15 protein-coding genes and 1 tRNA gene are annotated in these 18,281 nt (G+C 64.7%); 8 read left to right on the top strand and 8 right to left on the bottom strand.

Annotated features, from left to right (window positions below; translation table 11 throughout):
- The first annotated feature begins 23 nt into the window (after positions 1-23).
- Positions 24-100 (top strand) — tRNA-Ala (locus WD271_14475).
- On the opposite strand, the gene WD271_14470 is transcribed toward WD271_14475, so the two are convergent.
- Positions 89-862: a zinc ribbon domain-containing protein gene (locus WD271_14470; GenBank protein MEX1009033.1), complete on the bottom strand. Its 774-nt coding sequence runs from the start codon at positions 860-862 to the stop codon at positions 89-91. The two genes, WD271_14475 and WD271_14470, sit on opposite strands and share 12 nt — an antisense overlap.
- Between WD271_14470 and WD271_14465 the strand changes: the two genes are divergently transcribed.
- The 6 genes from WD271_14465 (at position 857) to WD271_14440 (ending at position 8,670) form a co-directional block, all read left to right on the top strand.
- The gene (locus WD271_14465) at positions 857-1,576 is read left to right on the top strand and encodes a hypothetical protein (protein ID MEX1009032.1); all 720 of its coding nucleotides are present in this window, start codon (positions 857-859) and stop codon (positions 1,574-1,576) included. The two genes, WD271_14470 and WD271_14465, sit on opposite strands and share 6 nt — an antisense overlap.
- Positions 1,522-1,974 (top strand): OmpA family protein, encoded by a 453-nt coding sequence (locus WD271_14460; GenBank protein MEX1009031.1) that lies wholly within the window; start codon positions 1,522-1,524, stop codon positions 1,972-1,974. The genes WD271_14465 and WD271_14460 overlap by 55 nt, the downstream gene beginning before the upstream one ends.
- 531 nt (positions 1,975-2,505) lie before the next feature.
- Positions 2,506-3,903 carry a hypothetical protein gene (locus WD271_14455; GenBank protein ID MEX1009030.1) on the top strand — a complete coding sequence of 466 codons (1,398 nt, stop codon included), beginning with the start codon at positions 2,506-2,508 and terminating at the stop codon, positions 3,901-3,903.
- Positions 3,904-3,906: 3 nt separating this feature from the next.
- Positions 3,907-5,799 (top strand): DEAD/DEAH box helicase, encoded by a 1,893-nt coding sequence (locus WD271_14450; GenBank protein MEX1009029.1) that lies wholly within the window; start codon positions 3,907-3,909, stop codon positions 5,797-5,799.
- A complete protein-coding gene (locus tag WD271_14445) occupies positions 5,792-6,697 on the top strand; it encodes a DUF3883 domain-containing protein (GenBank protein ID MEX1009028.1) in 906 nt (301 codons plus the stop codon). Before WD271_14450 ends, WD271_14445 begins: the two co-directional genes overlap by 8 nt.
- A 44-nt stretch (positions 6,698-6,741) precedes the next feature.
- Positions 6,742-8,670, top strand: a complete 1,929-nt coding sequence (locus tag WD271_14440) for a hypothetical protein (GenBank protein MEX1009027.1) — start codon at positions 6,742-6,744, stop codon at positions 8,668-8,670.
- A gap of 173 nt (positions 8,671-8,843) precedes the next feature.
- Here WD271_14440 and WD271_14435 read toward each other — a convergent pair whose 3' ends face one another.
- The 4 genes from WD271_14435 to WD271_14420 form a co-directional block, all read right to left on the bottom strand.
- The gene (locus WD271_14435) at positions 8,844-10,040 is read right to left on the bottom strand and encodes an XRE family transcriptional regulator (protein ID MEX1009026.1); all 1,197 of its coding nucleotides are present in this window, start codon (positions 10,038-10,040) and stop codon (positions 8,844-8,846) included.
- Positions 10,037-10,714: a hypothetical protein gene (locus tag WD271_14430; protein MEX1009025.1), complete on the bottom strand. Its 678-nt coding sequence runs from the start codon at positions 10,712-10,714 to the stop codon at positions 10,037-10,039. Before WD271_14430 ends, WD271_14435 begins: the two co-directional genes overlap by 4 nt.
- 329 nt (positions 10,715-11,043) lie before the next feature.
- Positions 11,044-12,363, bottom strand: a complete 1,320-nt coding sequence (locus WD271_14425; GenBank protein MEX1009024.1) for a hypothetical protein — start codon at positions 12,361-12,363, stop codon at positions 11,044-11,046.
- A 44-nt stretch (positions 12,364-12,407) separates the two neighbouring features.
- Complete coding sequence (locus WD271_14420) at positions 12,408-12,581, bottom strand: hypothetical protein (GenBank protein MEX1009023.1); 174 nt, start codon at positions 12,579-12,581, stop codon at positions 12,408-12,410.
- A gap of 531 nt (positions 12,582-13,112) precedes the next feature.
- Between WD271_14420 and WD271_14415 the strand changes: the two genes are divergently transcribed.
- On the top strand, positions 13,113-13,799 hold the full coding sequence (locus tag WD271_14415) for an adenylate/guanylate cyclase domain-containing protein (GenBank protein MEX1009022.1): 687 nt from the start codon (positions 13,113-13,115) through the stop codon (positions 13,797-13,799).
- Positions 13,800-13,882: 83 nt separating this feature from the next.
- Here the strand turns inward: WD271_14415 and WD271_14410 are convergent, their stop codons facing one another.
- From WD271_14410 to WD271_14400, 3 genes are all read right to left on the bottom strand, one after another.
- Positions 13,883-14,290, bottom strand: coding sequence for a PIN domain nuclease (locus WD271_14410; protein MEX1009021.1), 408 nt, complete (start codon positions 14,288-14,290; stop codon positions 13,883-13,885).
- Positions 14,287-14,499, bottom strand: a complete 213-nt coding sequence (locus WD271_14405) for a type II toxin-antitoxin system VapB family antitoxin (protein ID MEX1009020.1) — start codon at positions 14,497-14,499, stop codon at positions 14,287-14,289. Before WD271_14405 ends, WD271_14410 begins: the two co-directional genes overlap by 4 nt.
- Positions 14,500-14,556: 57 nt before the next feature.
- The coding region (locus WD271_14400; protein ID MEX1009019.1) for a nuclear transport factor 2 family protein at positions 14,557-18,281 on the bottom strand (3,725 nt) is incomplete at its 5' end.

Raw genomic sequence — 18,281 nt, 5'->3', positions numbered from 1 at the left:
GGTGGTAGCCTGACTGGCTCCACGGGGGTGTAGCTCAGCCCGGTAGAGCGCTACGTTCGCAACGTAGAAGTCGTGGGTTCAAGTCCCATCACCTCCACCAAAGTGCTCTCTTTCGCGAACCCCGATCCTGTTGAACAGGGGCGGGGTTCTTCAGTTCGTGTTCCAGGCGGTCCATGAGGTCGTCGGCGAGGAGTTGGGCGAATGGTTCGGCGAGGCGGGCGTAGACGACGCCCTCGACGTCGACGTGGACCGCTTCGAAGACGGCTTGGTTCATGTGTCGCCGTGTTGTGGGCTTGGCTCGCCGGTAGGCCTTTTCGAAGTGGGTGGCGAGGCCGAGGGCTGCGTGGATGTTGGTCTCGATGGTCTCCCAGTCGATCTCGGTGGCGGCGAGGGCGGCACCGGCGTCGGCGAGCTGTCGCGTGATGCGGTCTTGTTGTTCCTTGAGGAGGTCGAGGGTGATCGCGCCGGCGAGGTGGGCTTGGAGCAACTTCCGGCGTTCTCCTTCAAGTGTGGTGATGCGCTTGCGCTGTTGCCGAGCGCGTTGTTCCGCGCCGCTGGTTCGGGCGCGCATGGCCGCGATGAGGCCGTCGTGCAAGGCGCGAACGGTGTCGTCGCTGAGTTGGATGGTTCGGTAGTAGGCCGCGACGGCGTCTTCGATGTCGTCGACGGGGATGTAGGGAAGGTCGCAGTCGTTGCGGCGTTGGTGGCGTCCGAGGCAGAAGAAGTAGTCGTACTGGCCGCCACTCTTGCCGCGGGAACGCCCGAACGACAGACGCGATTGGCAGCGCGCGCAGAAGATGGTGCCCTTGAGGTAGTGGGGGTGCTTGCGGACCTTCTCGCCGGCGCGGTTGCGGCTGTGCATGATGGCTTGCACGGTGGCGAAGGTCTCGATGGAGACGAGCGGTTCGTGTGTGCCTGGGTATTGGATGCCAGCCCAGGTGACGAGCCCGACGTAGAAGGGGTCGCGCAACAGGTTGTGGACGTGGCGGATGGGACCCGCACCAAAGCAATGGGCATCATCCTCGCGGCCGGCTTCACAGACCACGCCCGCCTCCTGCTCGACGGCATGACCCGTGACACCCAGCCGCTGCCCATCAACATGCGACTCGACGCCACCGGCAACAACAAGCTGCTGCGCGACCAGAACCGCACCTGCAAAATGAACGCCGCCACAGCAGCCCTCAACAAGCTGATGGGAGGACACGGCGGCACGCAGCGCAATGTCTTCCGCGCCCTCGACGCGCTCGCGAGCCACGTCAGCGGCCTCACGACCCCCACGATCGACGTGCTGCTCTTCTCGAACATGGAGAACACCGACGCCGCGCTCAACATGACCGACGCCACCGTACTGTCGAGCGGCGCGACCGCGATGCTCTCAACCGCCACAGCCGCCGGACTGATACCTAACTGCAAGGGCTGGCAGATCTACGTCATCGGGGCCGGGACCAATGATCCTGGAACACCGCTGACAGACGCGCAGGCCAACACCATCCGCGACTTCTGGTCACGACTCTTCGCCCAATGCGGTCCGGGAAGCTCCTCGCGTACGACACCGACCTCGTCACCTTCCCAGTGACCAAGACACGGGCGAGCATCCATCGCGACCAAGCCACGGGGGCCGTACAGGTCACTCTTCCGGGCGACGTTCTCTTCGCCATTGACTCCGCCGAACTGTCGCCCGACGCCACCACCGCGCTCGGCGACGCGCTGAACGCCATACGGCAAGCTCGCGCGGCCTCGATCGTCGTCGACGGCCACACCGACAACACAGGAGACGATGACCGAAATCAGGCTCTGTCACTTGAGCGCGCACAGACGGTCGCGAACTGGCTCGTCGCGCACGGGGTTCCACAACCCCTCGTGTCGGCGCATGGTTGGGGTTCTTCGCGGCCGATTGCCTCGAATGACGACCCGGCCGGTCGACAGCGGAACCGGCGCGCTGAAATCACGATCGTCGCGCACTCGCGCGCGTAGTCGTCATGTCAACCCCGATCGGGAAGCATCATCTCTTACACCACCCGGCTGCACAGCGCGCTCGGTGACATCCCACCCGCCCAGTTCGAAGCCGACCGCTACGGTCACCACCACACGAACGAGACGGTTGAAATCCCAATAGCCAGAGTGATGTGCCCCAGGGCGGTTCACTCCGGGCTCCCGGTCGACTCCACCCCCGCCTTGCTTTGTCTTCGGCGCTGACGACGCCAAACGACCGCATCGCCGCGGACTGCTCGGCATGGGGGAGCAGTGGACATCCCAATGCCAAGGCAACTTCGAGGCCACACACCAAGGTTGCGACGTGCACGGCCTCGTCGACCACGCCGACAGCCTCCGAGACATCATCGGGGTCCAGTGGTCACGGGTCCAGGACCGATATCGCGAACTGTAGAAGTGCTGTCGAGCACTCTCCCGACCCGCGTCCAGCGGCGAAGGAACCCTGTGCTCCCGGGAACCGTACGATTGGTACACACTCAAGGTGACCGGTCGTCGCACGTGGGGAGATCAAGGGTGCCCATTCCACCTGAAGCGGCTCGGCGTCAGAAGATCGCACAAGCCTTGGCGGCACGCGCTCCTGGCGATGCCAACTTGCCTCTTCCGTGGAAGGGCGACACCAAGGTTATGGCGGTCGTTGAAGTCCCGCTCGACCACGTACTCCTCAATCATCGGAGTCACCGCATTCGGTCTGAGCTGGAGTCGCTTCCGGACCGTGATGTCATCGCGAGAGACCCTCAAAGCGAAGAGGCCCAGGCGCTTCTGAGCGCAATTCTGGCTGCAACGCCGGGGTTTGAAGATCTCAGGGCAAATTTGCGCGAGGAGGGCCAACGCGACGCCGGTGTCGTCACTGCTGATGGTGTCCTCATCAATGCGAACACCCGTTGCGTTGCGTTGAGGCAGCTCACCGAAGAAGGGGCGCGGCCGGTCGAATACATCAGCCTCGCGGTGCTTCCAGCTGATGCGGGCCCAAAGGAGATCGACGACGTTGAGCTCAAGTTGCAGATGCAACGCGATCTGCGACAGGACTACACGCTCACGAACGAACTCCTCTTTGTCCAGGACCTGATTCAGGGTTACGGCCAGTCGAGCGATCAAGTGGCCCGCTCGCTTGGTTGGGCAACCTCGTCTGAGACCATGGAGCTCGCGAAAGGGCGGCGGCGCATCGAACAGTCGCTTCGTGTGCTCGGCCTCATCCGAGATCTCCAAGCACTCAGTGGCGACTCACGCCGGCTGACCGAATTCGACGACAAGCGGCAAGCTCTCCAAGAGATCGACGAGGCCTACGAAGACCTGCTGCAAAACGATCCAGAAGGAGCTGAGCGTCTCAAGACCGCCCGCTTCATTGCTCTGTTGGCACAGCTCGGCTATCGGGAGATGCGCGAGATCGACCAATCGTTCGTCGAGGACTACGTGCAACCCCACTTGTCCGAGGACGAACATCTCGGGCGCTTCACCGAACGTCTCCTTACACCCGTTGAGGCCAGCGATGTCGACCTACCCGGCATCGACCTTCTCGCTGACGATGAATGGGAACATCCCGAGAACTCGTCACTCGATGGCGGGACTTTGCTCGGGTTGCTTGCAAGAGTCCCAGGCGAGCGACGGATTGAACTGCCAGCCCCTAACGGCGCCGTAGTAACCCTGGACAAGGATGGCTTTACCAACCGAGTGCGGAACGTTTTCGATCTCGCGACGCAGGATGCGAAAGACGACCGCCTGAAATCCAACAAGCTCGATCGGCCGGTCGCGCTACTCAAGGAAGCTGATCAGAAGGTTCGTCGCGCGCGCGACGCATACACCCGAGTGGCCTCAAGCTCGGGGTTCAGTCGGCCACAGTTCGACTATCAGCTGCGCCAGAACACCAAGCATCTGAAGGAACTCAAGGAGGCCTTCGAGGCCGACGGGACGTGATCAGTGACTGACGCTGAGCCGCGACCGTCGCTCCACCTGACGGCGCAGCCCCTCACGCTTTCTGTGCAGATGTCTCGCGTCGGGGCTGTTCCTGAGACGATGTGGTTACAGATCATCGCTGAATGGGGCGCCACCCAACGCGGAACTGTTCACACCGTCAGCATCCCGGTGGAGCGTTTCCTGGCCCGGCGTCAGTGGCTCGTCCAGCAGTGCCGTCGGCACGGCGTCGACGTCCAGCTTGATGAACACGTACTAGAGCTCGTCGAGGTCGCGCGTGCTGAGAGGACGCACCTTGAGCGATCGTTGAGCACCGACGCTTCAGGTTCTGAGTCCGACGCAATCGATCGGCTTGGCGAAACCCGCTTCGAGCGCTCGCTTCGTGACTTCCAGACTCGCGACCTCGCAAAGCTGCTTTCCCTGCAGCATGGCGCAAATTTCTCGGTTCCGGGAGCAGGGAAGACTGCGGTGACATACGCGCTGTACGAAGCCGAACGTGCAGCGAGCCGGGTTGCGCAGCTACTCGTTGTGGCGCCGAAATCAGCCTTCGAAACATGGCACGTGGAGGCTGAGCGCTGCATGCGGCCTGCGCCGCTCGTCAGCGTGTATGGCGGTACCTCCCCCGACCGCGATGCGGAGGTCCTCCTCGTCGGCTACCAACGGCTTCTCTACAGCTATGACGAGATCGTCCAGTGGGTCGCGCGAATGCCAACGCATCTGGTACTCGATGAAGCGCATCGCATGAAACGCGGTTGGTCCGGAGAGTGGGGCCGAACGTGTCTCAGCTTGGCGTACCGTGCAGCTCGCCGAGACGTCCTGACCGGAACGCCGGCTCCTCACCATCCGCGTGACCTCGAAGCCGTACTCGACTTCGTGTGGCCCAATCAAGGCCGCCGGCTGCTCCCCGCGGCCGCCCTTGACCGCGAGCCAACGCCCGAGGCGGTGCACGAAGTCGCGCAACGAATTGGTCCCCTCTTCGTGCGCACGACGAAGAGCGAGCTTGGACTGCCGCCCGTCTTCTTCGACGTACGGCAGGTGCCGCTGGAGGGGCTACAGGCAGAGATCTACGCTGCGTTGAGCCGCCGCTACGCGGGACAATATGCAACCACCCGCGCTGACCAGGTCAGCCTCGCGCGGATGGGCCAGGTTGCGATGTACCTCATCGAAGCCGCCACAAACCCCGCGCTCTTGGTCGCCGGAGGCTCACGGGATGATCCGATCGAGTTCCGTCATCCGCCGTTGGACGTCGAGGCGGGATCAGCGCTGGCAGAGCTACTCATGGTCTATCCGCAGCACGAAGTGCCGAGAAAGTTTGTTGAGCTTGCCCGCCTCGTTCGCGACAACACCGCACAGGGCGAGAAGACACTCGTTTGGTCGAACTTCGTCCGCAACTTAGTAACGCTGGCGAACCGCGAGCTCCAGCCATTCGAGCCTGCGCTCATTCACGGTGGCGTGCCAATGGAAGAGGACGGGACTGGCGCGGCCCGAACCAGGCAAACCGAGCTTGAGCGGTTCCGCAATGACCCGCACTGCTCGGTGCTGCTCGCCAACCCGGCTGCGGTGGGTGAAGGAATCAGTCTCCATGAGGTCTGCCACCACGCCGTGTACCTCGACCGAACTTTCAATGCGGGGCAGTACCTACAGAGCCTGGACCGCATTCATCGCCTCGGCCTACCTCCGACTCAAAGCACCTACGTGACATTTCTCATGACTGAGAACACGGTGGACGAGGTCGTCGACCAGCGCGTCGCGACCAAGGCGGAGCGTCTGGCCCACATGCTCGATGATCATGACCTTCTGACCATGGCGCTGCCCGATGAGGAGGACTACGGGTATGCCATCGAAGGTCTCGACGACATCGCTGCGCTGTTCGCCCATCTGAGGCAGGCAGATGCGTGACGCCACGGTCCATCAGGTGCCGACGGCCTACGAATTGCGCGGCGCGTTGCACGTCGCTCGGCTACTTCCCCCCACCGGAACTCGGCGTCAGGATCTGCACCTCGCCTATCGGGGGCTACCGCGAGCTGGCGCGTTCCACATTCTCGATCTCGAACACGCTGAACAGCGGCTCGTGGCGTGGGGTCTCGCCGAGATGAACGGGGAGTGGATCACTCCGACGATTCAACTCCAGGAACTCGCTACGGACGACGACGCCGGTGCCTGCGAGAATCTTGCGATCGAGGCACTCGCCACTGCCTCACCGACGTGGCTCGGTGCAGCCGTGACAGGAAACGGCGTCGCGAACGAGCTCCTGCCTGATCTCGTCACAACAAGATTGACTTCAGCCTTTCCGGACCCCGATCGGCGCGAGGCGATCCTGCTCGCAGCCGCCAGGATCGCCAATGATACCCAGCGGCGAGTCATTGGTGCAGCAGGCGAGGAGCTGGTGGTCGCCGAGGCGCGAGCCGAACTCCTGCGCCTCGGAAGAGACGATCTCGCTGAACAGGTATGCAGGCTCAGCGAGCGTTCGGACCAACTGGGTTACGACGTCCGCGCTCCACGGTTACCGGGAGGCGTGTGGCGAATTGAGGTCAAGTCCAGTTCTCGTCATCGGCTCGCGCTCGAGTTCTTCATCTCGCGTGCCGAGGCCGAGACGGGCCGGCGCCTACGAGAATGGATACTGACGATGTGTCACGTGCCACTAGCAGGCGGGGCCAGCGTCGTAGGCTGGTGTCGTTACGACACAATTCATCCCTTGTTGCCTCGTGATGCCCACGACCGTGGGACTTGGCAAACAGCGAGGATCCGAGCTCACCCTGGTTTGTTCAAGCCTGGGCTGCCACCACTCGATGCCTGATGCCGAGACGACGGGCTGACCGAGCCCCCAGCTCGGTCAGACCTGTGGACCGCGAGCCGGGCGCGTTGCGGCTCAGTATCTTGCGTCACCTTGACGCAGACGATGTGTCGACTCGCGCTGCTATCGAGGTCAAGCGACGCGAAACGTACTTGCCGCCGATTGTCGTCTATCGCTGGTGGGCGCGGCGGACAGAAGCAGTCTTCGGATCGCTCTTGGACGCGGCAGAGCAAGACCTCGGTAGCGAAATGCTCGTAGTCGATCCATTCGCAGGAGGCGGGGTCGTGTCGCTTGCGGCAGCTTCGCGCAACCATCGGATCTACGCGCAGGACGTCAACCCGTGGGCTGCTCGCGGGCTGACCACCATGCTGCGTCTCACGAACAGCCAAGCCCTCCAGAAAGCGTACGAAGAACTGGAGCGTGCGAGTCGCAATCTGCGCAAACGCGCCTACGCCACAACACTCGCAGATGGCTCACCGGGTGAGATCGCGCACACGTTGCGCGTGGCCGTCAGCTCTTGCTCGGCGTGTCGGCATCGACATCGCATCTTCCCGCATGCGCTCGTCAGCCTCACACATCGGCGAGAACGAGACGACAGCGGCGCGTGGCTCGCGTGTCCCGCAGGACATCTGTTTCACGGCGACAGCACCGTTCATCATCGCTGTCCTCGGTGCGCTCGACGCGTTGACCCGTACGCGAACTACACAACCAATCGCATGATCACCTGTCCCTCGTGCAACCACAACGAACCAATCGCTGCTCGAACGCGAGACCAACAGCTGTCCTGGGACGTCGCACTCGTCGAGCGGGTCGGCGCAGATCGCCGCGAGCTCGCCCGACCACGGCCGAACGAGATCCGCCAAGCGAATGACCCGTGCTGGAAGCCGACGAAAAGACTTGGGAAGATCGATGTCGGACCCGAGACCTCATCCCTCCGGCGACACGGCTTCAAGACCCTCGACGATCTCTACCCGAGACGCCAGCAGTTCGTTCTGGAACAGCTGCTGGAGAAGGCAGCAAAGATCGAGGGCGTTCACGGCAGCGCCAGTCAACTGCTCAAGACACTGCTGCGCGGCACATCCGAGATGGCTGGCCATCTCTCTCGCTGGGATCGGTACTACCTCAAGTCCTACGAAGCCATGGCCGGGCATCGCTACAACTTCACAACACTCGCCGCAGAACCAAACGTTTGGGGTGCTACCAGCGGCCGTGGAACCCTTACACGGCGAGTCGCGCGCACCAGCGGGGCAATCGACTGGATGGAAGAACAGATGGGCGGCGCGCTACTCGTCCGCAGAAGTACCGCGCTCGGTAGCCGGTCGCGGATGCCGAAGGCATTCGACGCCTGGGTCGTCGAGGGAGGCTCCCAGCGGCTGGTGCTACAAGGCGGAACCGCAGACTTGGTCTTGACCGATCCGCCGTACCACGACGACGTTCAATACGGCGCACTGTCGCTACCACTACTTGCCTGGAGCGGCATCCGCACCGGGGCACCGACCGACGAAGCAGTGCCGAACGGACGCGAGGGCTTGATTCGCAATGGCGCATCGTATCGAACGACACTCACGCGCATCTTCAAGGAGATACGGCGCGTCCTCAAGCCGACTGGCCACTTGGTCTTGACATTCGCGAACCGCAACCTCGACGCGTGGGCTGACCTACTCGCTGCCCTAGATACCGCAGGCTTTGAAGCACTCGGTTACGAAATTGTGCACGCGGAAAACGAAACCGAGTACCGGAAACGTGGGTTGCGGTCGTGCAGTCTCGATCTAGTCCTAGATCTCGCTGCTAAGGACGCCAGCCCCAGGCGACGTCACCGAGCCAAGGCGACACTCGACGGGATCGAAGCCGACTTTCTGCGAGCGATTGGCGAGTACAGCCTCAAGATCGGCTACTTGAGCGCGGGCTGGGAGAAACGGTTCCCAAGACGACTCGACCAGCAACGATTCATTGCACCTCGCAGCGTCCGGTCCTGAAGACCGCGCAATCAGGAAAGCCGCAACAGCGTTCTCGTGATGGTGCCATCATGTGCGCAAGCAAAGTGTGGGCGCTTCACGGGACTCGCGTGCGCTTCTCGCCCTACCCTGTGAGGTGGTGGTCTGGCCGCACCCCGCTTGCCATGAGCGTTCCTGGCCCTATTTCGCTTCATTCAGCGGACCGCCGGCTGGCAAGGACCTTCTTCGTTGAGCTCGCTCCGCGGAGGGGTAACAGTCCGCAGACTCGAGGGGCCTTGCTGAACAGCGACCATCGGAGCTTCGTCCTCGAGACCGATTGTCTCCTGAACAAGGGTAAGAGGCAGGCGAACCCGCTCGGCGAGACCTTCCAGCGTGAACCCACGGGTAGTGGCCAGTTCGGCCGCACGATGCAGGAGCGCTGGCTCTTCTGGTACGCCCAGCGGTGCAGGTTCTCGCCTTCGCCAGGTTGTCCCGTCCTCCCAGGTGTGCCGACCGAGGCTGACTATGGCCCTCCGATATGCAGCCTCACTTATTACGCCAAGGGTGCGCGATCGGTACAGCAGCGCGGCCAGCGACACTCCCCAGGTTTGTTTGGCTTCAACAAGTCGTTGCCAATGCAGGCGAACGGGAAGGTAAGGGCGGATTGCGTCGGGTGGCATGAGAAATGCGGCTGCGAACGCGTTCGCTTGTCTCTCCATGCTCTGAGAACCGGGGTCGACCTCGTGATGCAAGAGGAGATGCGCTAGCTCGTGTGCCGCGTCCATACGCGACCGCGCCTTGTCGTCGCGATTGGTGCTGAGGACTACCACGGGGCGTGGGCGAAAGGGACACGAGAACGCGCTTACGCGTTCAGTTTCGGCGCGGAGTCGTACAGCCACCACGCCCCTTGACTCAAGAAGCCGCACCATGTGCGGAATCGGCCCGGTACCGAGTTCAAGATCGACCCGAGCCTGGTCCGCTAGAGCTTCGATCGCGGCCAGCCCGTGCGCGCCGGGCGGTAGCTCGTAGTGCGGGAGGTCGAGAGCCGGTAAGCGGATGTGCTCTTCAAGGGCAGCAGCGATCTCGGCAGCAAAGATCGCCTGCGTAATCGCTTGACGGCGCTGGGCTCGTGTCGTCGAACGAAGACTGCGGAAATGGGCATCGGTGAGGGAAACACTTTTGTCCCCGCCACGGGCAAAAAAGTCCACCGAGAACCCGAGAGCCAACGCCAGTCGACCGAGCACATCGCCGCTCGGGTTGGTCGCGCCAGCTTCGTATTGACCGATGACAGCGGGGCTCACGCCAACCTTCACTGCTAGGTCATGTTTGGTGAGACCCTTGTGCTCGCGGGCTTGGGTGAGCCGACGGCGATCGAAGATCGCAGCCGCTGCCGCAGCGCCAGATGGGCTCATCCGGCCTCTTCGCCCTGGTCTGCTTCGTCGTCGAGAAGTCCAACGTCGAGGTCAGGTTCGTCGAGCGCGTCGAACGGTGAGACAGGAGCAGTCGTGTCGTCCTTGGCGCGGGCGCCATCACTTTCACCGGAGTAGAGCGGCAGCACCCATGCCCATTGGGAGCCGTCGGCTGCCTCCGGGATGGGCGCTCCAACCCACACTCCGGTGAGCCCGGTGTCTGGGTTGCCCGCGTGCACAAATACCAGCTCGTCCAAGCGCCACACATGATCGGCCGCGGGTTCCTCCTGTTCGAACAGGCTCAGCTGCCGCCCGTTGTGAGCTGGCAATGACACCTTGGTCTGGGTGCCGGTTGAGAAGTCATACGTGTAGATGTCGAAGGTCTCGTCATTGCCGCCGCGGTACACGTGGAAGTGGACGCCGCCCTCGACCTGAATCTGCAACGAGTTGTTGGGGCGCCGGGTAGAAACACCGGCCAGGGAGCCCAGCTGATCTTCCAACCTTCGCCAGCCGTTTCGGTAGACGAGGAAGCCGAACGTCTGGGCGTCGTCGCCCATGTCTTCCTCGTGGCGGTCAGCATTGAAGGCGTAGACCTGCCGGAGGGTTTCGATCAGGAGCTCAACGAAACGCTTTGGCTCACCAACCCGCAGCAGATGAAGAAACTCGTCATAGTCCATGATGAGGACGATACCAGCAGCGCACTATTGCTGGGTGGATCTGAAGTACGCCCGTCCGCAGCGTCCAACCACGGAGATGGGCACCGTGTCGGCGCGCTCAATGGGGAACAGGACGTTCACGCCGCATTCAGGGCCGCCGTAGGTTCGCCAGAGCTCTTGGACCCCGCCACCAGCCTGGCCGCGGTAACTGGTTCAGAACTCCCCCGGTGGATGGTCATGGCGACGTTCCGGTGCATTCGCGTTTGGACACTGCTGGGCATGGCGGTCTTACTCAGCCAGGCCGCGAGTCACTGAGCGGCCCAATCCCCTCTGCGCGGGCCCGCGCGCCCCTACGTCGACGGCTCGTTGTCTCGCAGCATGTCGGCTTCCTCGATCGGGACCGTGCTGCGCGCCCTCTCTTCGATCTTCGTAGCCAATTCAGCGAGGGCATTTACGTCCGCCAAGCCGTCGCCGAGTTCTTCGGTGACCGCATCCACGACGGCGGCGTGCACGCCGAACGACAGTCCCGGAAGCGTTCCGAAACCGGTCATCGCGAGAACATGGTCTCGTTCGATGGCTACTCGAACCGGAAAGCGGCCCGTCTCACCGTCGGCCCTGAGCGCCGAGCGAACGGTTATCGACATGTCTACGAGCGCGCGGCCCTCGTCGGCGAGCAGTTTGCACGCGGCGGCGGAGTCGAGAAGGTGAGCACCCTCGAAGCGCACCGCGCGAAGTCTTGGCCTCGACTCCGGCTCTTCGCCTCGGTCGTCATCGTCGACCTGGAACCGTGCGACCGTCATGTTCTTGTTATGAAGTCCTGCGGTGCCGAATCGGGTCGTGAGCAGGTCGAGCATAAAGAGTGACGCAGGTGCGAGGGTCGCAAGCGCCGCTGAGGCGCCTGCGCCCAGCGTCGGCTTTCCAAGTACCTGGATGCGGGTGGCGATTTCGAGTGCACGCACGGCAGCCGAGCTCTCGTTAGCGCTCCCGTGACGGACGTGGAGTAGCGGACTGTTGTCTACTAGGAGTTCAATCCTGTGATCGCGTGCGGGTGTTCCGACGACCGTTGGATTGGCTTCGACTTCGGTGACAGTCGCGTTGTACGCGCGTAGCGTTCCCCGCAGCGTGAGTTGTCCGGTCACACTCTCGAGTTCTTCGAAGACGAACCAGCGAGCGACGCCGATACGGATGTAGCGCCCGAGTACGTATCTGAGGCGTTCGTAGACATAGTCGAGCGGCGGCGAGTCGTATAGCGCATAGAGACGGTCGACATGCGCTCGCTCAACAGCGGGCTCGTCCTCGCTTGCGAGAATGAGCCGCGCGATCTCTTCTCGATTCCATGCGTAGCTCTCCGCGATCCGCGTGGCGAGACTTTCGGCGTTACCGGTACCTTCGAGAGCGCTGCGTTCCGCGACTCTCTTGAGTGTCTCCAGCTTGAGACCGATCAGTGCCTTCTTGATCACCTCATGGTCGAGTTCGACCGGGAGGATTTTGGCGTCCTCTAGTTCGGTCGCGGGAACGATCTCGTCTTCCAGAACGTCCCGAAGCTGCGCCGAGAGAGCAGCATCGACCGATGGCTGATGCTCCGGCTTCAATGTGTAGACGCGCTCACGGTTCTTGCCTCGGACGAGGTCAGCCTGTTTGTCAGCGAACTCGTTGAACTGGTCGATCACAGCTTCGATCTGCTCTTCGTGCAGAACAGTTTGACGGCGAGTCGTCATAGTTCTGGCTCCCAGTTGCCGCTGGTTATGGCCGATTCATAGCGATCGAGCGTGACCCAGGCGGCCGCGATGCAGATTCGGTCCCACTCGACGTCGTCGGTGACGTCGTGCTTCTTGTTGTCTACGTGCGTGTACAGCGCGCCTTCGCGGCCGAGGAAGCGGGCAGTCACTGGAGCCAAGAATCTCCAATCGGGATCCCCCTCGATCCAGCATCGTCGGTTACGAAAGTCGCGTTGACGAACGTCAGCCTCTGGACGCCGGTTCTACAGCTCACCTGCCTTCGCCATCTGGAGCAGTTCGTCCCACTCCGGGTTGACAGAGGGGTTCGAAAGCAACGCGATTAGCTCCACACCATCACCTCCACACCGACATGGCGTGGACGACTTTCGGCGTGCACAAGCCGTTTCGGAGTACTCACGCTTGTCCGTCCTCGTGTCGAGTGCGGTCGTTACTCGAACACGAAACGAAGAGCGTGATACGCGGCCGACCTGCCGCCAGCGGTAATCGGAAATCGCAACCTTGGCTTGGTGGCCCGCTGTTCTCTGGGAACGCGCACGTCGCGAGTGTCGCCACCGGCCAGATCGTCGGACGCCGACCAACGCGGCACGCATCTCATCGGCCCTTCCCACTCGCAGTAGCGTTTTTCCGACGACCGCGTTGCGAGGCCGCGGTCGGGAGGGGCTGTGGGCACGTCGGGATTGGTGACGATTCTCTTCACTGATCTCGTCGGTTCGACCGCACTGTCTCAGGACGTCGGCGACGCCGCGGCCGATGACCTCCGGCGCGAGCACTTCACCGTCCTGCGCCAGGCGATCTGCCGCACGGGCGGAACCGAAGTCAAGTCGATCGGCGACGCGCTGATGGTCTCGTACCCGGCCGCGGCCGATGCGATCGCCGGCGCGGTGGCGATGCAGTATGGCGTCGACGCGCAGAACCGCCGAGCCGCCGGGACGCGGTTGGCGATGCGGGTCGGGATCAGCGCGGGTGACGCGTCGTTCGAGGACGGCGATTGGTTCGGGACGCCGGTGGTGGAGGCGTCGCGGCTGTGCGCGGCGGCCGAGGGCGACCAGATTCTGGTGTCGGACATCGTTCGCGTCCTCGCCGGATCGCGCACTGAGCACGAGCTGCGCCTCGTCGGTGACGTCGATGCGAAGGGCATGGAGGCGATCACGGCGTGCGAAGTCGTGTGGACGCGGCTGGCCGACGAAGGCGACGTCGAACGTGCCGTGCCGTTGCCGCCGGTCATCGACCAGGGCGACATGTTCGCATTCGTCGGCCGCGAGGCCGAGCGCGACGCAGTCGTCGACGCGTGGAAGGAGGTCGAAGCCGGCGCGCGCCGTGTGGTGCTGGTCGCGGGCGAACCCGGGACCGGGGCGACGTCACGCTGAAGGGCTTCGACGACCCGGTGCGTCTCTTCGAGGTCGTCTGGCGAAGCGCCGACGCCTCGTAGTGATCGTCGGGTGGCCGGCCGCTACGCCGCCGACGCGTCGTCGATCTCGATGCCTACGACCCGAGCGACCCGGTCGAGGTTGGCGTCGTGGGCGAGCAGCGCCGAATTGGTGCGCGCCGCGACGGCCGCGATCATGCAGTCGATCATGCCTCGCGGGGTTACGCCGACTGCGCGGCATCGGCGGTAGATACGAGCCGCGCCTTCGAAATCGGCGGTCGTATCGAAGGTGAGGAGCTCGAACCGCATGAGCAGCCGCCGGAGCTCTGACTCGCGCTCGTCGGTACGCGCGCCCGCGAGCACCTCCATGATGACGGGCTCGGTGACCGCGATCGGGTTGTCGTGCGCGATCAATTCAGTGAGACGCCGGTCGACCGCGCTGTCGCTGGCGCGGTCGTACTCGACCCACGCCGAGGTGTCGGCGAGGATCACGCGTGATCGGCCGGTGCGCCGTCGGCCGGCACTTCGTCGATGGCGAGCGCGCCGTGCATGGCGAGTGCCTCGGCGCGGGTCATCGGCTGTCCCGCGAGGTGGCGGAGGGCGAGGTCGACGGCCTCGGTCTTGGTCCGCACTCGGTAGCGCTGCATGATCGCCCGGACGTAGCTGTCTTCGATCTCGATGTTCGTCCGGACCCGAGCCATACACGCATTCTACACCAAGGACGTGTAGGAAGCGTGTACCGGTCGTCTTCGGCGGCGCTACGGCTCGAGGGTCGCGAGCTCGTCGAACAGGGCGACCGCCTCGTCCCATTGCTCGATCGGGAAGCTGTGGTCGGCGACCACCAGTCCGTTCGCGTCGAAGCACGCGACGGTGGCGTTCTCCCAGACGTAGTCGGAACCGTCATCGGTCGTGCCGCGGTGCGCGATCGCTTCGAGGATGGCGCGCTCCGACACGTACCGCTTGGCCTGGATCACGACTGTCGGCACCTGGGGATCCCAAGCTGCAATCTGCGCGCGAAGGCCCGCGGCATCGGCGGTTCCGAACCCGACCGGCGTGTGATCGACCACTTGGTAGTGCTGACTCAAGAACGTGAGCATCGTGTCGAGGTCGCCACGTTGGTAGGCGATCGAACGCTCCGCGAATGACTGCTCGGCATGTGTGTACGTGTCGCCGCTCAGCTCGCGGTGTCGTTGCTCCAACTCCTCGAGCGCGCCGACGAGGTCGGAGTCGTCGAATGTCACCACGCGCGAGATCAGCTCGGCCTCGTCGATCTCGTACAGACCGAGATGTGGAACCTCGAAGCCCGCGTCGGTGAGCATGTTGATCCTGACCAGCGCGAGGCGGTCACCGCGTACCGCGACCGGCTCGTAGGTCGCACGGGGGAAGGTCTCGCGCATCGACCGGATGACGCGTTCGAACTCCTCCCTCCCGGAGGTCGGCGGACTCGACACGGCCCGACGACGGAAGGTGCCGACCACGTCGTCCGCCATGAGCGCGTATCCCGCAGCGGCTTCACCATGGCCGAGGAGCCAGTCGGCCCGAGCGAACACCTGCAGGGCAGCGTTGTGGATGTGCGGTGTGCGCGGGTCGGTGGCCGCGAGCTGGTCGAAGCGGGCGCGGGCCGCGTCGTGGTCGGGTGGGTCGTACCCGTCGACGTCGAGCGTCCTCCCCGCCACCCAGCGGGACACCCAATACAGCTCGTAGAGCACCTCGGTACCATCGGGACCGGTCCCGGCTGACACGAGCAGCCCCATCGTCGTGGAGTCGCGCACCGCGAGGTCCCGGAAGTACGACGTGTCCGCGGCGATCTGCTCGGCGCGAGCGGCCAGGATCCCGCGCACACCGTCGAACCCCAACGTCCCCAACCCGAGGCGGCGGTGGTCCGTGAAGCGGACGTCGGGATGGACCAGGGCGAGCGTCGCGGCCCCATCGGGTGAGGCGAGCGACCGGACGAAGTCACCCGCGCGGCGGATCAGGTACGCGTCGGCCGCGCCTTCGCCTGCGCAGTATCGGTCGTCGAGCCCCTGGAGGGCGGCCCCATGGCCGTCGAGGTCGAACATGACGTTCGCGGTCATCCGGTCCTCTTCGTCGTACTCGATGACGGCGAGCAGCTCGAGGCAATAGCCGCTCGCCGTCTCCCAGGTTCGGTGCACGAGCGCGAGGGCCTCACCGCGGACCGCAACGGGTGTCTGCGTGACGGTCGTGAACCCGACGTCGACCAACCGGCGAACGAGCTCGAGCAACCCGTCTCGTCCGGTCGTGACGCCCGAGCTGACAGCGTTGCGCCGGTCCTCGTTGACGACATCGTCGTGGTATGACGCCTCGATGCGATCCCAGTCCTGCGCCGCGAACGCTTCGTCGTATGCGTGCGCGCACCGCACGGCGCGAGTCAACAGGGCGTACGAATCGGGCTTGGCCGCAGCCGGCTCGGGAACCTCGGCTGCGAGCTCGTCGAAGCGGGCGAGCGCGGCATCCCAGTGGTCGTCGTCGAACCACTCGAGGCGCTGGAGACGCCACAACGCGTCGAACGCCACCAACACGCTGTACCCCCAGCGGTAGTCGGCGCCGTCCGCGTCGTCGCGGTGAAGATCCTGGACCGCCAGGAGCGCTCGACCCTGGACGAAGATGCTGCGGTTGATCGTGGCCGTTGCCCGGACGTGCGCGTCGGAGCTGGCGCGTCGGATCGAGACGAAGTAGTCACGGTCGCCCTCGCCGTACATGAGGCGACGGTGGTCGTCGAGCATGAAGTCCGGCGAGCAGAGCGCGTCGAGTGCGTCCGGTTCTTCGTTGAAGGCATGTTGGACCCGCCCCGCCGCGCGCACGACATCTGAGTGTTCGGCGCCCTCGCCGGCGAGGTAGCGGGTGTCGAGCTCGTCGATCGCGGCGTCGAGGTCGGCCTCGCCGAACTGGACGCAGTCGAGCAGCCGGCCCTGCTCGTCGACCTCGACGACATCGAGCTGGGCGCTCTCGTAGCCGCCGGACGTCCGGGACCGGCTCGCGCACAGTGCAAGGCGTTCTCCTCGAACGGCGAGCGCGGTCGGAACCTCGAATTCGTAGCCCTGCTCGCGGAAGACGTCGAGCGCCCGGCCCACGCCGGCGCTGTCACGCTCGCCGAAGTTGACGACCGGTCGGCGGTCGTCCAAGTGGAACGGTGCGTACAGCTCTGCAAGGTCGTCGAGGCTGGCTCCCGAGTTGACCGCGGCGATCACTTGCGCCCAGATACGGCTTGCGGCGTTCTCGACGCGCGGCGGACTCGGGTCGGTGCGGCTCAGCTCGTCGAAGCGTGCGAGCGCGGCCGCGAAGTCCTCCTCGTCGAAATACTCCATGCGACCGGGACGGCTGACGGTGTGGAACGTGTACTCGTAACGGTCGCCCTGCGCCGCGGTCGCCCGGACAACGGCAGTGATCAAGCCCGCGTCGCCGCGTAGATGGAGCTGCCGGGCGACGATCGTCACGTCGGGCGCTGTTGCCGCCAGGCTCTGCATCCGCTCGACGTAGGCCTCGGGTCCGGTGTCCGGCCACAGGCCGCGATGGTCGACGATTTCGTAGTCGCGCACGCTCTGCGCCAGTGCCTCCCAGTCCCGCGCGTGGAACGCGGCGAGGTGCTCGAGCATCGGGCGGATCGCGTCCGCGTGCTCGGCGCCCTCGCCCGCGAGGTACCGCTCGTCGAGCTCGTCGATCGCGTCGGCGAGGGCATCGGGGTCGAAGTGGGTCGTCGCGCGGATCCGGTCGGAGTCGTCGATCTCGAAGAGCTGAAGGAAGGGGACCTCGAGACCGTCGTGAGTTCGCAGCGCCAGCTTGCTCAGGACCAGGCGCTCGCCGCGTACCGCGACGTTGACGCTGTCGAACCCGTCGAACAGGTCGAAGGTGAGCCGCACACCCTGCTGGAGCTCGACCGGTCCCAACGGCGGAACCGAGACCCCGGAGCGTCGGTCGGTGGCCACGAGGTCGTCGGCGTACAGGGCGGCCGCCTCGTCGTACCGGCGTTCGGATACGAGCTGCTCGTAGCGGGCGAGCACCCGGCTCGCGCGGTTCTCGGCCCGGGGGTGATCGTGACGTTCCTCGTTGTCGTCGCGCACCGACCGCGGCAGCGACGGCACGGGGTGCGTGGTCGCCGCGGGCGCTTCGTTCTCGGCGAGGCGTTCCGCGGGGACGGTTGCGCCCTTCTGCTCGTAGAGACGCCGGGCGTCGGCACGCGCGGCCCGGGCCCCGGCCGCGTCGCCCGCGCGGGCGCGCAGCGCGGTGAGCGCGGCGCAGGCATCGGCGTGGTCGATGACGAGGTCGGTCCCGGCCGCGATGTCGACCGCTTGCTCCGCGATCGCGACCGCGCCGGCCACGTCACCGCGCTCGGCGAGCACCTCGGCGCGCGCCACCCGCCAGCCGATCGCGGTCTTGAGGTTCTGGCCGGCGAGCTGCTCGCTCGCGGTCGCCATCTCGTCGGCCTCGTCGACGTTGCCGTCGACGAGCAGCGCGCGGGCGAGCA

The organism is Acidimicrobiia bacterium (genome assembly GCA_040880805.1).
Taxonomy (GTDB): Bacteria; Actinomycetota; Acidimicrobiia; order IMCC26256; family DASPTH01; genus DASPTH01.
This window is presented reverse-complemented; position numbering and strand designations above follow the sequence as displayed.

Excerpts from the sequence above, each read along its gene's own strand:
- WD271_14445 (MEX1009028.1), top strand. The coding sequence starts at position 5,792 with ATGCGTGACGCCACGGTCCATCAGGTGCCGACGGCCTACGAATTGCGC.
- WD271_14460 (MEX1009031.1), top strand. The coding sequence starts at position 1,522 with ATGCGGTCCGGGAAGCTCCTCGCGTACGACACCGACCTCGTCACCTTC.
- WD271_14435 (MEX1009026.1), bottom strand. The coding sequence starts at position 10,040 with ATGAGCCCATCTGGCGCTGCGGCAGCGGCTGCGATCTTCGATCGCCGT.
- WD271_14405 (MEX1009020.1), bottom strand. The coding sequence starts at position 14,499 with ATGGCTCGGGTCCGGACGAACATCGAGATCGAAGACAGCTACGTCCGG.
- WD271_14470 (MEX1009033.1), bottom strand. The coding sequence starts at position 862 with ATGCACAGCCGCAACCGCGCCGGCGAGAAGGTCCGCAAGCACCCCCAC.
- WD271_14430 (MEX1009025.1), bottom strand. The coding sequence starts at position 10,714 with ATGGACTATGACGAGTTTCTTCATCTGCTGCGGGTTGGTGAGCCAAAG.